Below are 16,187 nucleotides of genomic sequence, written 5' to 3'. Positions count from 1 at the left end.
CTTTAAATTTCGGGCGAAGGTGACGATGGCGGGTGGGCATCCCTGTGACCTTTCGCGGGAGGGATCCCGCGAAAGAGCCTACAGGGATGTATTCACGGCGTGTCGCACGGATGCCCACCCGCCAGCGACACCGCCAATACCCCGGGACAGCTACCGATTCTCCCGCCGCGCCATAAAGGCAAGGCGCTCGAGCATATGCACATCCTGCTCGTTCTTCAGCAGCGCACCATAGAGCGGCGGGATGGCACTGGTGCTGTCGCGGTTTTTCAGCACCTCCTCGGGAATATCGTCAGCCAGCAGCAGCTTGAGCCAGTCGATCAACTCCGACGTGGAAGGCTTTTTCTTCAGGCCGGGCACTTCCCGCAGCTGGAAAAAGATATCCATCGCCTCTGCCACCAGCTGGCCTTTGATGCCCGGATAGTGCACATCCACGATCTTGTGCATGGTCTCCCGGTCCGGGAAGCTGATGTAGTGGAAGAAGCAGCGACGCAGGAAAGCATCGGGCAGCTCCTTCTCGTTATTGGAGGTGATGATCACAATGGGGCGGTGGCGGGCTTTCACTGTCTCGCCGGTCTCGTAAACGAAGAACTCCATGCGATCCAGTTCCACCAGCAGGTCGTTGGGAAACTCGATGTCCGCCTTGTCGATCTCGTCGATGAGCAGCACTATCCGCTCATCCGCATCGAAGGCTTCCCACAGCTTGCCCCGCTTGATGTAGTTGCGGATATCGTGAACCCTGTCCACCCCCAGCTGGGAGTCCCGCAGGCGCGACACGGCATCATACTCGTACAGGCCCTGCTGGGCCTTGGTCGAAGACTTGATATGCCACTGAATCAGCTTCGCCCCGAGGCTTTTCGCCACCTCTTCGGCCAGCAGGGTCTTGCCGGTGCCGGGCTCGCCCTTGATCAGCAGCGGGCGCTGCAGGGTAACCGCCGCATTGACGGCCATCTGCAGGTCATCGGTCGCCACATAGCTGTCGGTGCCGGTAAATTTCATCGTCACTCCAGTCTCAAATACAGGCAGGTGCGCCGATGGTAAAAGATTGCCCGGCGGCTGCCAAAGACGGAATCGGTCAAAGGGAGTGACAGGTCCGGGCGCAGCGCCACTGACCAGGGGGGAAGCTCGGGGGGGAACTATCTGAAGTCGTGACTCAGGCGGCTGACTCCGGAGTTTGCTCAGGCCACTTCGGCACTGCGGCGGTGCACCACCTGGCGCCCCTTGTCAGTGATGTACCAGCGGATACCGAGGTGGCTGTGTATCTTGCCGACCATCTCCAGCACCAGCAGGCCGTTCAAGGCGCGCGCCACCGAATTGGTCTCCATACCGCCCTCATGGACCATGCCGTGCAGGGAGCGGAACACGCAGTCACCGCTATTCAGCAGCTTGAGCACGTGCAGCGCGTTCTCATCGAGCTTGCGGATCTGGTTGAAGTCCAGGCTCGGGCCCTGCTCCGGATCCCCCTCGATCTCGTGCTCCAGCAGCGGCATCATCTCCAGCTGCATGGCGCGCAGCTCCTGCTCCAGGCTTTCCACCCGTGCCCGGGCGATGCTTGCGTCGCGCAGCTGCCGGCGCGCCGCGTTAAACACGAACATGCGCGAGGCAATGGCCGCGAGCAGGCAATAGCCGGTGAAAATCAATAGTCGCGAGGGATCGCCCTGGATCTCGATCAGCAGGTCGCTCTGGGTGAATTTGAGGAAGATGGGCACCATGAGGGCGCCGCACAGGCCCATGATCAGGCACCGGGCCAGGCCTGCCGGGTCCTCTTCTGTGAACAGCATCTGGTAGTAGTTCACGAGGCCACCGAGAATCCCGGAAACCAGCATCACGGCGGCAAGTATTAGGAGATGGTCGAGCATCCGTAGCCCTCTGTCAGGCGCTGTCCCGCGCCTGCCGACTCTATTATCTGGCGGATCGATGCTGCGCCAGAGGCGCAGATCAGCCCTATAGATATAGCAGCTGCCAACCCCGGCCGTGGCGGCGAAAGTGGGATCCGGCGCCTAGTTCTCCAATCGGGTCAGTTCGTGAACAGCTGCCCGAGAGGCGTCGATTCAGGGTTCGTTGAAATAGGGGTCCTGGTCGAGCTCGCGTTGCTTCTGGCGCCGGCGACCAACGAGAAGCACCACCAGCCCCCACACCGAAACCAGCGCCAGGGCACCGACTGTGGAGAACACCAGGTTTGCAGTGACCTCCGGAGCTGCGCCCTCCTCCTCGAACACGGTCTGGTAGACGAACAGCGGCAGCACCGGCATGGGGGGCGCATCGGTCATGCCGCTGCGGACCGGCACCAGCAATGCCGCGGCGACCACCAGCAGAATTGCCCGGCGCAGCCAGCTCCAACCCCAGTTGCGCATAAACCACCAGCCTGCCGCCAGCAACACCAGGGTGCCGCCGGCGTAAATCAACCAGGCCAAACGATATTCTTCTGCCATAGGTTTATGCTCTGCTTCCTTTTTTCACTTCCGGTCTATGGCCGTAGCCACAGGGATCTTGGCGGGCCTGGATGCCCGGCCAGGGGTGGCTCAGTCGCCCACCCAGTTGACAATATGCTCTTCAAAATCGTCCGGGTGCACGAACTCTTCACTGATCACGGCACCGCGCACCGAGATACCCGCCTCGTGCACTGACTCGGCGCGGCCGGACACCAGCGGGTGCCAGTCAGCCAGTGGCCGGCCCTCGGCGAGGGTGCGATAGGCACAGGTCGACGGGAGCCAGTCATAAGCCTGTACGTCCCCGGCGCGCAACTGGATACAGTCCGGGACCAGCTGTTTGCGTTCGGGGTAGCGGCTGCACTGACAGGAATGGGTATCGAGTAACCGGCAGGCCACATTGGTGGTATACACCTCGCCGCTCTCCTCTTCCTCGAGGCGATGCAGGCAGCAGCGGCCGCAGCCGTCACAGAGTGACTCCCACTCGGAATCGCTCATTGCCTCCAGCGGCTTGCTCTCCCAGAAGGGCCGTTCGCTCAAACCTGCCCCCCCTCAGCGCTGCAGCTTGCTGTTCAGGGCTGCGATTGCGCTCATCTCACTGTCCACAACCGGGGGCATCTGCAGGTAAAAGCCGCGCTCACCGATATCTGCCAGGACTTTCGCCACATCGGCACGGGCCAGTTTTTTCTCCGCTGTCAGCAACATGGTCATGACATGCTTCGGCTGGCCAAATAGCTCCAGAAGTTTTTCCGGCACCCTCTCCAGGCCCTCGCGCTTGTCGACGTAAAGATACATCTCGTCTTCAAGGGGACTGCGATAGACATCACAAACCGTTTTCAAACTACTTGCTCTCCGATTCTTCACGGGCGGCTTCAACGCCTTCCAGCAGGACAGCGCCGACGAGGTCGCCGCGCCAGCCGCGCAAGCGCCCCTCCAGGGACGGCCGACTGGCCTGTAGTAATTCTTCCAGTTCCTTCTTACGCACCAGGATTTCCGCCGGCAGGCCCTCGCGCTCGGCGATTTCGTTCACCCGCTGGCGCAGCGCTTTCAGGCATTCCCCCTGTCGCCGGGTCAGCGGTTGCGGCAACGACGGCGGGGCATCCTGACGCTCACGGGCCCGGCTGATGATTGTCTGTAGCGTATCACCATGCTCCCGCAGGGACCGGCCCTCGAGCCCCGGCTGCGCCATGGCCGCGGGATGCTCCGGCAGCTGCTGTGCCAGCTTCAGGCAAACGGCCTCCTTGAGCAGGTGGTTGCGCGGCACATCGCGCAGGCGCGCCTCCCGCTCCCGCCAGGCACAGAGATCCTGCAGCGCCGCCAGTTGTTTGCCACGCAGGCGCCAGGCACCTTTCACTTTCTGGTAATAGAGCTCCGGCGGCTGGGGATTGCGGGCTGCGGCTACCAGCTGCTCGCAGTCCTCCTGCAGCCACGCCAGCCGGTCACTTTCCTTCAGTCGCTTCAACAGCACTGCATAGACGTGCGGCAGCCAGGCCACATCGAGCGCGGCGTAGGTCTTCTGGGCCTCGCTCAACGGCCGCTGCAGCCAGTCCGACCGGGTCTCGCTTTTCGGCAGCTCGACGTTGATCAGGGTTTTGACGGTGGCGGCATAGCCTAGGCCGGCACCGAGCCCGGTCATGGCCGCGGCGATCTGGGTATCAAAAATGGGCTCGGGAATGGCGCCGAGCAGGCGATCCAGAGTTTCCAGGTCTTCACTGCAGCTGTGCATGATCTTGGTCACGCTGGTGTCCAGGATCAGTTCGCGCAGCGGTTCCAGGTTCTCGATCGCCAGGTTGTCGATCAGGTAACAGTGCTCACCATCCCCCACCTGTACCAGTGCCGGCTGTGGGTAGAAAGTGCGGCTGCGCATAAATTCGGTATCGAGGGCGACGGCTTTCTGCCCGCGCCACTTTTCACACAGGCGGGCCAGCTCTTCACTGCTGTCCACCCAGTGCGGCGTGGTATCCACATTCAGCATCACGACTCCCGACCGCCGGAGAAAAAGGCCGTACGGCTGTTGAAAGCGTGCGCCAGGGTGCCGCCATCGATGTATTCCAGCTCGCCTCCAATAGGTACACCGTGAGCAATGCGACTGACTGCGACCCCGTGGGCGCGGGCCCGCTCGGCGATGAATTGAGCCGTCGCCTCGCCTTCCACGGTCGGGTTGGTGGCGATGATCAGTTCCTGCAGCGGCTCACTGGCCAGGCGACGCTCCAGCAGGTCGATGCCGAGGTCACCGGGGCCGACGCCGTCGATCGGCGACAGGTGTCCGTGCAGCACGAAGTAACGCCCGTGGTAGTTACCGGCCTGTTCGATGGCCAGTACGTCGGCAGGTGTCTCGACCACGCAGAGGGATTTTTCGTCGCGACGGGGATTCGCGCACAGGGCACAGATTTCCTGCTCGGTCAGCGTGCGGCACTGGCTGCAACGCCCCACCCGTTCGATGGATTGCTCCAGGGCACGGGCCAACTGGCCGGCCGCATCGCGGTCTTTTTCCAGCAGGTACATCGCCATGCGCTGGGCAGACTTGGGCCCGACGCCAGGCAGGCAGCGCAGCGCGCCTATCAATTCTTCAATCAGGGGACTGAACATGCAAACTCTTGTCTGGTTAGGGAAGCGGGGGTTCTAGAAGGGGAACTTGAACCCTTCCGGCAAGTTCATGCCAGCAGTGAGGCCGCCCATCTGCTCCTTCTGCAGTTCCCGGGTCTTTTCCTCCACCCGACGCACGGCATCGTTCACAGCGGCGGCCAGCAGGTCTTCCAGCATTTCCTTGTCCTCGGACAACAGGCTGGGATCGATATTCACCGCAGTCACATCATGACTGCCGTTCATGGTTACCTTGACCATGCCGGCACCAGCCTCGCCGTCCACCCGCAGATCTGCCAGCTGTTGCTGCATCTTCTGCATTTTTTCCTGCATCTCGGCCTGCATTTTCTGGGCCTGCTGCATCAAATCGCCCAAACCTTTCATGATAAACCTCTCTCTGAATGCTTATTCCGGCTGCTGGATACAGGCCGGAGTCAGTCGCTCTCGGCCAGGTACTCCAGGGACTCGGACACCAGTTCGGCGCCCAGCTCCTGCTCGAGCTCCTGCACCAGCGGATCTCGGGAAAGGGCGTCCCGGGCCGCCACGGCGCGGGCCTCGCGGGTTGCCGCAGCCAGGCGCGCCGGCGTGCCGCCCTGCACCTGCCCCACCTGGATATGCACGGTGACCGGCTGCTGGAAAAAGTCACCCAACACATCCGCCAGGCGGCGCTGGTGCACCTCGTCGTAGAGGCTGCTGTAGGACTCGTCCAGGGTAAAGGACAGTATATTGTCCTGCCTGCCCACCAATTCCAGGTGGAAGGCAATGGAATGCAGGATGCCCGTCACTCCCAGCTGGCCATACAGTGCCGGCCAGGTGCCCGGCGTCAGGGATTCCAGCCGGGCCCCGGGGGCGCTCTGCGGTTGCGGTTTCGCCACCGGTTGCGGTGCGGGTACCGGGGCGGCAGGGGCGGACTGCACCGCCGCCACCTGTTCGCGCAGCAGCGCCCGCAGCGCCGCGCGTTCATCGGCGGCCGGTTCGCCTGCAGGCGCCGCGCCGGCCGACGCCGCTAATTCCGCCGGGGCCGGTGCCTGCACTTCCCGGGCATTCTCTGCAGTCGAGCGGGTATCAGCGCCGGGCGCAGATTGCTCGCGTGCCTGCATCGGCGCCTGGGGGGCATTGCCGGAGACTTCCACGTCCCAGGGCGGTGCATCGTCGGCCGGGCGTTGCGGATTCTGGCTTGAAGGCGGCGCCTGAGGCGAGGTGTCTCGGGCAGCCTCGGTCGGTGCGCCCGGTGCTTCCTCGCTGGCAGCCGGCGCACTCATCGGCGGCATTGCGCCAGTGGCAACAGCAGCATTCTGCCCCACCGATGGTTCACCTGCTGCTGGCCCACCCACTGTACCCTCTGCACCCACTGAAGGTGCCATGGCCCCCATTCCCGCCTGCGGTTGGCCATGAACCGCGGGATTCTCAGCTGCCGGGGGCACTGGCGTGCCCTGTTCAGGCCGTGCGACCTCAACGTGGGTCGGCACAGCCTGTGGAAGCGGTTCTGCAGCGGGCGCCGCACCACGGGTGTCGGGGCCGACTTCAGCCGGCTGGACCTCCGCCTGGGGCTTTTTTACGGCGTCCTCCGCGGAGGTCTGCTGTGGCACATTCGCCGGCTCGGCCTGTCCGGTGGCGGGCAGTGGTGCCGTCGGTACATCGGCCACACCCTGGGGGCGGAACGCCAGCATCCGCAGCAGCGCCATCTCGAAGCCGCTGCGGGGATCCGGGGCCAGGGACAGGTCGCGGCGCGCGTGCAGCGCCATCTGGTAATAGAGTTGTACGTTTTCCGGGGCCAGGCGGGCGGCAAACTGACTCAACCGCTCACCGTCGCCAAGGGCGTTGTCCACCGACTGGGGTAACACCTGGGCAACAGCAATGCGATGCAGGTTGTTGGCCAGCTCCGCCAGCGCACCGCTGTAATCCGGTGCCTGCTCGGCGAGCTCCGCTACCGCCGCAAACAGGGCCGTCGCGCTCTCCGCGGTGAGGGCCTCGAGCAGTTTCCAGACCAGGCCGGTATCGATACTGCCGAGCATGGCCCGGACCTCGGCCTCGGCGATCTTGCCACCGCCGAAGGCAATCGCCTGGTCCGTCAGACTCATGGCGTCACGCATACTGCCATCAGCGGCGCGCCCCAGATGCCAGAGCGCGCCCTCTTCGAAGGGGACCATCTCCTGGCCCAGCACGAAGCGCAGGTGTTCGACCACCCGCTCCGGGCTCATATTCTTCAGGTTGAACTGCAGGCAGCGGGACAGCACGGTCACCGGCAGCTTCTGCGGATCCGTGGTGGCGAGCAGGAACTTCACATGGGGTGGGGGCTCCTCCAGGGTCTTCAACAGGGCGTTGAAGGAACTGTTGGAGAGCATGTGCACCTCGTCGATCAGGTACACCTTGTAACGGCCCCGGGTCGGCGCGTACTGGACATTCTCCAGCAGCTCGCGGGTGTCCTCTACCTTGGTGCGGGAGGCCGCATCCACTTCGATCAGGTCGACAAAGCGCCCGTCGGCAATCTCCGTACAGGCAGCGCACTGACCGCAGGGCTCAGAGCTGACACCGGTCTCACAGTTGAGGCACTTGGCCAGGATGCGGGCAATGGTCGTCTTGCCCACCCCGCGGGTACCGGCAAAGAGGTAGGCATGGTGCAGGCGGCCATTGTCGAGGGCGTTGATCAGCGCCTGGAGCACATGCTCCTGGCCCACCATCTCCCGAAATAACCGCGGCCGCCACTTGCGTGCCAGTACTTGATAACTCATCCGCTCTCCAGCGCCCCTGGCGCCATTGGTAACATTTGCTAAGCGGCGGCCATTATACCGGCATCGGCGCCCCAGCACAGGCTGCCGGCAAATAACCCCGGCAATCGCCCTCGTCCCCCCCGCATACGCTGTGATATAACTGTGCGCTACGCCTCAAAACAATAAGCCCAAGAACCCGGCGTACGCAGTACAAGGAATCCCACGGACTGATGAACAGAGCTCGGAAGACGCTTCTGGAAAAGCTGTTTGCCGAACACGGGCAGGCGCTGGTGCGCTTTGTTGCGCGCATCGTGCGCAACACCGAGGATGCTGAGGACATCGCCCAGCACGCCTACCTCCGCCTGCAGAAGCTCAGCGACGAGAAAGAACTCGAGAACCCCCGCGCCTACCTCTACCAGATTGCCAACAACCTGGCCGTCGACCAGCTGCGCCGCGGCAAGCTGCACTCGGAATACGTCAGCCAGCAGATGCCGGCTGAGGGCGAAACGGTGACCGATGACCACGCCGACCATCAGTCGCCCGAGCGGGTGCTGGCGGCGCGCCAGCAGCTGCAGTCTATTTATGAGGCCATGGACAGCCTGCCATTGAAGTGCCGCCAGGCGTTCCTCCTGCACCGGACCCGCGGCCTTTCCTATACGGAAATCGCCCAGGAAATGGATACCTCCGTCAGCAGCGTCGAGAAATACATTCTGCAGGCCCTCAAGGCCTGCCGGCGACGGGTTGACAATGACTGAGCAGAGGGACAGAGCACGGCGATTCGGGCGCGCCTGCGCCATCGGGTCGCCAATCTGGGCAGCAATGCACAGCGCTTGTGCACACCAGTACCGAATTATTCACAAAAACCTTTGAGGGACGGCCCTGCTCAGTCGTCTCATCTCAAAGCCCGGTCATCTGAAAGCAAAAACCGAGGCACATTGAAAATTAAACGCTAAACTTTGCCGCGCAGAATGAAAAAAATTGCGCTAAAAGCCCACCAAACGTGAAAAAACGCGCCAAAAGGCACCAGTTTAGTAAAATGCACCATTTCGGGTCGTCGGCAGATCACAGGATCTCGCCCGATAAACCAGGAAATCGAGACCCGGCCAGTGCACCGGCCGGGTACTCAGGCGAGATAGAACAGGATCAGCAGCGGTGAACACATCGGGCGTACAAGAAGTACAAAATGAAGATCGGCTGGACCAGGCTTGCGCCTGGATCGCCCGCCTGCGCTCGGACGATGTCACCGCAGCGGATCGCCGGAACTTCGCCCAGTGGATGCAGGCTTCCAGCGAGAATCGCGAGGCGTTCGACTCCATGGCCGAACTCTGGGGCGACCTGGGTGCCCTGCGCCATATGCCGATCGACACCCTCTTCCCGGAGAGCCGGCCAAGCCCGGCCGCCCGCCGCCGCAGTAAACATGCCGCTGCAGAGCCGCATAAGGGGCATAGGGGGCATAAAGAGCCCAGCGAAAGAGACTGGACCCGCTGGCTGCTTGGCAGCGGCGTGGTGGCCGCCTGCCTGGTAGTGACGCTGTGGATCGGCAATCAGTGGCTGGGCGGAGAAGCGCCTCAGCAGCAGCTTTACGCCACTGCCGTTGGCGAGACCCGGACCGTGACCCTGGCCGATGGTTCAACGGTGCAACTGAACACCAATTCCGAACTGGCAGTCTCTTTCACCCGCGATGAGCGCCACACCGAGCTGCGCCGGGGCGAGGCCTTCTTTGATGTGGCACGCCAGACCGCCCGCCCCTTCACCGTTGCCGCGGGCAAGGCGAACATCCGTGTTCTCGGAACCGAATTCAATGTCGAGCGCAATCCCGACAACACCCGGGTATCCGTCACCGGCGGTACCGTCGCAGTCAGTGAGGCTGCCAGCGCTCCCGGCCTGACCCCGGAAAGCGTCAAACTGGTTAAAAACCAGAAAGTCAGTGTTTCCGGCAGCGGCATGGGCGACGTGGGCAGAACCTCCCCCGAGGAGGCTCTGGACTGGACCCGTGGCGTACTGGTTTTCGAAGACACACCGCTTGCGGAAGCCCTGGAAGAACTCAACCGCTACCTGCCGGTCCCGGCGCGGGCAGCGCCCTCCGTTTCCGACCGCCGACTGTCCGGAACCTTCGAATTGTCAGACCCTGACAACACCCTCAAGGCCATCGCTGCCGCCCTGGACCTCACTGCAGATAGCAGCGATCCTAACCTGACTCTCTTGTCAGCCGAGAGTAACTAAGATATAAACCCGCTCGGGCGATCGTTATTTAACCAGCCACACGCTGGAGTAACGCCCACCTAAAACGACAATGAATACTCGCCCGCACCGCTGTTGTGCAGGGCGATCGACGCTAAGCGGGCGGATCTTTGATTTCTCGGGCCACTCTTTCCCTGGCAGTTCTTCTGGCACTCTCCTCCGGAGCCGATGCCGCCTGCCCGGAAGAAGAGGTGCGCCTCCCTGCGGGCAGCCTGTCCCGGGCCCTGATTGCCCTGGGCCGCGAGTGCAAGGTTTCCATTCTGGTGGACGCCCCCTCTGCCAACAGCTATCTGATGCCGGCGCAGGTACTGAATCCCGAGACCGGCCAGATCGACCCGCTCCTCGATCAACTGCTACAGGACTCACCATTTACCTTTGAGCAGCTCGGACCGGCTGCCGTCGCGGTGGTAAAACGACCGGGAGAGGTCGAACAGCAAGGGGAGGTACTGCGACCATCCGGACGACCTGAGGAAATTACGGTTACCGGGCGCAATCTCACCGGTAGCCACCTGCGGCACCTGCAGCTGGATAGCTATGCCCCCATCGATGTACTCGCCCAGCCAGAGCTCGAGATCACCGGGGCCCAGACGGTTGCACAACTACTGAAGTTCCTGCCCGCCGTTTCCGGCAACTCCACCAGTACCGCGGTCAGCAATGGCGGTGACGGTACAGCCACCGTTACCCTGCGCGGATTGCCGGCGAGCAATACCCTGGTCCTGATCAACGGACGCCGTATCGTCAATAACGGCTTCGGTGGCGAGGCCGCGGATCTCAATACCATCCCGCTGTCATCTGTCGAGCGGATCGAGATCCTGAAAGATGGGGCATCCGCCGTCTACGGATCGGATGCCATCGCGGGCGTGGTCAACATTATTCTCCGCCAGGACTTCGAGGGAGTTGCGTTCAACAGCTACTTTGGCCAGGCGGAGCGCGGGGACCTGCAGACCGAGTCCCACAACCTCACCTGGGGCAAAGCCGGAGATCGCGGCCACCTGATGGCGAGCCTCGCCCATTACAGCCAGGGCGTGCTCCTGAGTCGCGACCGGCCACTGTCCGCGACCGCAGATAACCGGGTGCGCGGAGGTACGGACCTGCGATCATCCGCCACCCCTGGCGGCTACATTGACCTCGGTGACGGCATGGTGGTCACCAATGCCGAGGATGGCGACTATCGCACATGGACGCGGGAAGACAGGTACGACTACAGCGTCTTTACCACCGCCGTGGTCCCATCTTCCCGTGATTCCCTCTACGTCTCCGGTAATTACGATTTCGATGACAGGTCGGTGGCATTCTTCGAGGCCATGGGCGTGCGCACCACTGCCGAGACCCAGCTGGCGCCAACACCACTTTTCTCCCGTTTCGACAATGGTGACCTCACCATTGCCGCCGACAATGTTTACAACCCCTTCGGCACCCCCATCGAGGATGTGCGCAAGCGGGTACTGGAACTGGGCCCTCGCCGCCAGTTCAACGACACGGAGACCTGGCGCCTCAACACGGGTCTCAAGGGCCGCTGGGACACCTGGCAATGGGCTCTCACCATCGGCCTTCACCACACCCGTGCCAATGAAAGCCTGATCAACCTGATTGATCCCAACCGGCTGTCCGCAGGGCTGAAGGGCCCGGAACAGTGCAACACCGAGTCGGGCTGCGTGGCGATCAACCTGCTGGGACCCACAGGCAGCATCGACGCAGCACAACTGGATTACATTCGCAGTGAGAGCCGGGTGACAGGCAGCTCTCGAATGGCTTCCATGACCTACGTGGCAGACGGCATCCTCGGCACCTACAGCGCGGGGGATATCCTGGCCGCTGCGGGGGTGGAGGTTCGCCGCGAGCGCATTGATTTCACCTCCAACGATGCGCAGGGCCTGTCGTTTATCGGCGGCAGCGCCTCCGGTTCCGCGGAGGGACAACGCATGATTAGTGAGGCCTTTGCGGAAATCTCGGTGCCGCTGTCGGAGGACCGGCTGTGGCTGGATGGCGCCATCCGCTATTCCGACTACAGCGATTTCGGCTCTACCGCAAACCCGAAGCTGGCTTTTCGCTGGCGGCCCGTGCCCTCTCTGCTGTTGCGCACGAGCTATGCCACCGGTTTCAAGGCACCGACCCTGGTCGACATGAACCAGACCGGTTACCAGAGCCAGGAGTTCCTGTTCGATCCCTGTACCCGGGTCGATGCAGCCAGCCTGCCGGGCTGTAGCGGCCAGTCAGATCCGGCCCGCATTCAGTATCTGACCGAGTTCGGCGGCAACCCCGAGCTGAATCCCGAGACCTCCGACAACCGCTCCGTTGGCGCGGTATGGACACCACGGTTTGCCAAGGGCTTCAGCGCCACAGTGGATATTTACGATATCCGCCAGAACGATGTAATCGATACGAGCCCGCAGTACCTGATCAACCAGAATGCCCTTGAGGGACTCTATACAGAACGGGTCCTGCGGGACGAGCGCGGCGATATCACCAGAATACGCGCTACCCGACTCAATATCGGTGCGCGCGAAGTGCGCGGACTCGACCTGTCGCTCCGCTACGAACGCAACTCGGAAGAAAATGGCCGCTTCCGCTGGGCATTCAACGGCAGTCATATGGATCGGTATCTCAACCAGGCTGCACCGGGGTCACCGTTTGAAGACCTCGCGGGAATTTTCATCGACCCAGCCAGCGGTGGCGCCGGCTCACTCCCGGAATGGAAGGCCAATACCGGCGCCTATTGGGACCGGGGCCACTGGGAGGGCGCCTACACTATCCACTACGTCGGGCCACTGCAGGAGTCCTTCAACCGCAACGCTACGCTGGTTGAACGGGAAATCGACAGCTGGTTCAGCCACGATATGCAGCTGGCCTATCGCTCGCCCCTGGGTGTGCGCCTGGCATTGGGCGTGGACAACCTACTCGATCAGGAACCGCCTTTTGCCGCCACGGCATTCAACGACAACTATGACGGCCGCACCTATGAATTGAGTGGTCGTTACTGGTACACGACGCTGACCTTCAACCTTTAACTGAGCGGCTGCATTTCGCCCAGTTTCCCTCCTGACACACAAAGAGTCGAACTCCTCCGCCAACGGCGCGCTAATGTTCGATGAATCCTTTGCTTGTCGAAAAAATGTTCTAGTGTTTTAGCAAGCCTCTGTTGATAGTAGTTAGCAGTTGTCATGGAGGGCACTGCCGTATTCGGCGTTTAGAACCGGTATCAGGAGAGGTATACCATGGACAGATCCCGTCTAGCCCGGGCAATCAAGGGCGCTATTGCAGCCGCAGCCGTTTCCACAAGCTTTGCCACTTCACCGTCCTTTGCTCAGCAGGTGGAAGAAGTCGTTGTCACTGGTTCGCGTATCCAGCGCGTAACGGACGCCAATAGTGCCACCCCCATCAGTGTGTTTGACGCCGCAGCACTGGAAGCTTCCGGCCAAACCACACTGGAGGACTTCCTGCAGGCCGTGCCATCCATGACAGGTGGCCAGCTTGGCTCCACCGTCAACAACGGCAACCCTGGTCTGGCGACGGTTTCCCTCCGCGGTCTGGGTTCCTCCCGAACACTCGTTCTGCTGAATGGGCGCCGCCTCAGTTCATCCGGCCCCAGCACAGGCGTGGTTGACCTGAACACCATTCCCACCACTGCCATCGAGCGGGTGGAGATTCTGCGCGACGGTGCATCAACCATCTACGGCTCCGATGCCATCGCCGGTGTTGTGAACATCATCACCAAGAAGAGCTTCGAGGGTTCGGAAGTATTCCTCGACGCCGGAACCTCGCAGGAGAACGACGGCCAGGAGTACCTCGCCGCGTGGACCTTCGGTGCCGCCACCGATGATGACGATGGTCATGTGATGTTCAACGTGCAGTACACCAAGCGCGAAGACATCTTCCAGGGCGACCGCAAGTGGTCCGATTGCCCCCTGTTTGAAACGGGCGGCGCTGTATTCTGTGGCGGCAGTAGCTACACCGTACCGCCGCGTTTCTTCAGCGAGAGCTTTCCCACCGGACCGATCCTGGACCCGACCACCGACGAGATCCGGGCATTCAATCCCGCAGGTGACGCATTCAACTATGCAGAAGTCAGCTACCTCGTAACGCCCCAGGAAGTGGTTACTTTTTATGGTTTCGGGGAGAAGGAGCTCTGGGACTGGGAAAACCTAACCACCTTCGGTGCTTTTGGTGAGATCCTGTTTGCCAACCGACAATCCGACCAGCTACTGGCCCCGGAAGGCACATTCTTCCAGCCAACCGCGCCTGCGACCAACCCTGGTAACCCGACAGGGGAGGATGCGGTCATTCTCCGGCGCCTGGTCGAAACCGGCGGCCGCTCATTTAACCAGGACCTCAACACCTGGCGGGCCGTTGTTGGCGTCGATGGGGAATGGTGTAACGAGTGGACCTGGGACATCTCCTATAACTATGCGCGCTGGGTAGACTCCCAGATCGATTTTGGCCGTTCCAATCCGAGCCGCTTTACCACGATGCTCGATCCGGACCTCTGTGCCGCTGATCCCGCCTGTGCGGCAGCCGCTCTGGAGGACGGCACAACTGCATGGAACGCCTTTGCCCCCGGCACCTTTACCCAGCCCTGGCAGGATTACGCGTTGGTGCCCAACTCTCCGGTAGAGAAAGCCACGCTCAACAGCCTGCAGGCCAACATCGTGGGCGACTTCGGCGACTTTACCCTGTCTACCGCGAGCGAGCCTTTCGCCTGGGCTGCAGGCTATGAGAAGCGCCGGGAGCGCACTTCCACCGTAGTGGATGGTGCCGCACTGCTGGGCCAGATCTACTTCGTGAGTGGTGAGAACTGGGGCGGCGCTTACGATGTGGACGAATTCTACGGCGAGGTGCGCATGCCGTTCATGGATGGACGCGACTGGGCGGATGTCCTGGCTGCAGAAATCTCATTCCGTTACTCCGACTATGACCGGACGGGCAGTGACACGACCTGGGCAGGTGTCCTCGACTATGCCCCGATTGAGCAGCTCCGCTTCCGGGCCACCTATGCTGAGGGCTTCCGCGCGCCGGGCCTCGATGATCTGTTCCTGCCGCCGACCCAATCTGCCGAGACGTATACCGACCCCTGTGTGAACTGGGGCAGCAGCAGCAACCCGGTCCTGCGGGCCAACTGTGCGGCGGACGGACTGCCGCCCGATTTCGAGCTGGGCAACTCCCAGGCCACCGGCCTGTTCGGCGGCAACGAGGACTTGAAAAATGAGACCTCGGAAAGCTGGACCCTGGGCATCGTCTGGACGCCGACCTTTGTCGAGGACATGAGCTTTACCATCGACTACTTCGACATCACCGTCGATGACGCCATCGGTACCTTCAACACCAACACCATCGTCAGCAACTGTTACACCAGTGAAGGCTTCAGCTCACCCTCCTGTGACCTGATCACCGGTGCTGCTGCGGTCGGCCTCACCCCGCTACCCACCAGCCCGCGGCGGGACCAGAGCGGTACCATTGCCGGCCAGCTGCTGAACGGCCAGAACATCTCCACGTTCGAAACCAACGGTGTGGACCTGGGGGCGGATTACAGCATGGAGTTCGGGGACGGCATCTTTACCTTCAGTGGTACCGCTACCTACCTCAACGAGTGGAACTTCCAGGCCAGTGAATTTGAGCCTGAGACCGATCTCGCTGGCTTCTATGGTGTAGACCCGGTAACTACCCGAATCGCGGCCTTCCCGGAGTGGAAGCTCTATACCAGCTGGGGCTACGAGTACAAGGACTGCTGGTCCACCACCGTCGTGGTGCGGATGGAAGGCGAAGTAGATGATATCGATCCCCGGGACGTCGACCTCTCCACCCATGTCGACAGCAAGTGGTACACGGACCTGAACTTCCGCTACTTCTACTGGGATGACATCACCCTCTCGGGTGGTATCCGCAACCTGTTCAACCAGCAGCCGCCCTATGTCACCAACTACGATGACATGAATACGCTGCCGCTCAACTACGACACCACCGGTCGCTACTTCTACGGCCGCGTGCAGTTCAAATTTTAACCAACCCGCCGCTCCCCACTCTGGGGAGCGGCTCTCCCCCCTCCTACCGACGCTCAAACCCCATCGCTTTGATCATTTTTTGATCGAATCGCATCCTGCCTAAACTGCCAAAACAAATTTTGCGAAATATTGAAGATTCCTTTGAGGGATCCTGACTTTCGTCCGTCTCTTGTCTTGTTGGGAGCGAAGTGGCCGCTTGGGGGTAGCCACTTCCAATCACAGCCCCAAGG

13 protein-coding genes are annotated in these 16,187 nt (G+C 61.9%); 4 read left to right on the top strand and 9 right to left on the bottom strand.

The annotated features are described in order from the left end of the window. Nucleotides 1-150: 150 nt before the first annotated feature. The 9 genes from LVD12_RS08295 to dnaX form a co-directional block, all read right to left on the bottom strand. Complete coding sequence (locus tag LVD12_RS08295; protein ID WP_237067485.1) at nt 151-996, bottom strand: AAA family ATPase; 846 nt, start codon at nt 994-996, stop codon at nt 151-153. A 179-nt stretch (nt 997-1,175) separates the two neighbouring features. Then, entirely contained in the window at nt 1,176-1,856 is a 681-nt protein-coding gene (locus tag LVD12_RS08290; RefSeq protein ID WP_237067236.1) for a YEATS-associated helix-containing protein, read from the bottom strand. Between the two features lie 192 nt (nt 1,857-2,048). Further along, complete coding sequence (locus LVD12_RS08285; protein WP_237067235.1) at nt 2,049-2,411, bottom strand: hypothetical protein; 363 nt, start codon at nt 2,409-2,411, stop codon at nt 2,049-2,051. 108 nt (nt 2,412-2,519) lie between these two features. After that, nucleotides 2,520-2,966: a YcgN family cysteine cluster protein gene (locus LVD12_RS08280; RefSeq protein WP_237067234.1), complete on the bottom strand. Its 447-nt coding sequence runs from the start codon at nt 2,964-2,966 to the stop codon at nt 2,520-2,522. 12 nt (nt 2,967-2,978) lie between these two features. After that, entirely contained in the window at nt 2,979-3,266 is a 288-nt protein-coding gene (locus LVD12_RS08275) for a YcgL domain-containing protein (protein ID WP_237067233.1), read from the bottom strand. Between the two features lies 1 nt (nt 3,267). Beyond that, a complete protein-coding gene (gene rnd / locus LVD12_RS08270) occupies nt 3,268-4,401 on the bottom strand; it encodes a ribonuclease D (RefSeq protein ID WP_237067232.1) in 1,134 nt (377 codons plus the stop codon). Continuing rightward, a complete protein-coding gene (recR, locus tag LVD12_RS08265; protein WP_237067231.1) occupies nt 4,401-5,015 on the bottom strand; it encodes a recombination mediator RecR in 615 nt (204 codons plus the stop codon). The genes rnd and recR overlap by 1 nt, the downstream gene beginning before the upstream one ends. Before the next feature lie 33 nt (nt 5,016-5,048). Then, a complete protein-coding gene (locus tag LVD12_RS08260; protein WP_237067230.1) occupies nt 5,049-5,393 on the bottom strand; it encodes a YbaB/EbfC family nucleoid-associated protein in 345 nt (114 codons plus the stop codon). Nucleotides 5,394-5,443: 50 nt separating this feature from the next. Next, on the bottom strand, nt 5,444-7,741 hold the full coding sequence (gene dnaX / locus LVD12_RS08255; protein WP_237067229.1) for a DNA polymerase III subunit gamma/tau: 2,298 nt from the start codon (nt 7,739-7,741) through the stop codon (nt 5,444-5,446). Nucleotides 7,742-7,950: 209 nt separating this feature from the next. On the opposite strand from dnaX, the gene LVD12_RS08250 reads away from it, so the two are divergent. The 4 genes from LVD12_RS08250 (at nt 7,951) to LVD12_RS08235 (ending at nt 15,957) form a co-directional block, all read left to right on the top strand. Further along, complete coding sequence (locus LVD12_RS08250) at nt 7,951-8,475, top strand: RNA polymerase sigma factor (RefSeq protein ID WP_237067228.1); 525 nt, start codon at nt 7,951-7,953, stop codon at nt 8,473-8,475. Nucleotides 8,476-8,872: 397 nt separating this feature from the next. Continuing rightward, the gene (locus tag LVD12_RS08245) at nt 8,873-9,943 is read left to right on the top strand and encodes a FecR family protein (RefSeq protein WP_237067227.1); all 1,071 of its coding nucleotides are present in this window, start codon (nt 8,873-8,875) and stop codon (nt 9,941-9,943) included. Nucleotides 9,944-10,152: 209 nt separating this feature from the next. After that, nucleotides 10,153-12,969 (top strand): TonB-dependent receptor, encoded by a 2,817-nt coding sequence (locus LVD12_RS08240; protein WP_237067226.1) that lies wholly within the window; start codon nt 10,153-10,155, stop codon nt 12,967-12,969. 207 nt (nt 12,970-13,176) lie between these two features. Continuing rightward, a complete protein-coding gene (locus LVD12_RS08235) occupies nt 13,177-15,957 on the top strand; it encodes a TonB-dependent receptor domain-containing protein (RefSeq protein WP_237067225.1) in 2,781 nt (926 codons plus the stop codon). The last annotated feature ends 230 nt before the right edge of the window (nt 15,958-16,187 follow it).

The organism is Microbulbifer guangxiensis (assembly GCF_021729075.1).
GTDB lineage: Bacteria > Pseudomonadota > Gammaproteobacteria > Pseudomonadales > Cellvibrionaceae > Microbulbifer > Microbulbifer guangxiensis.
This window is presented reverse-complemented; position numbering and strand designations above follow the sequence as displayed.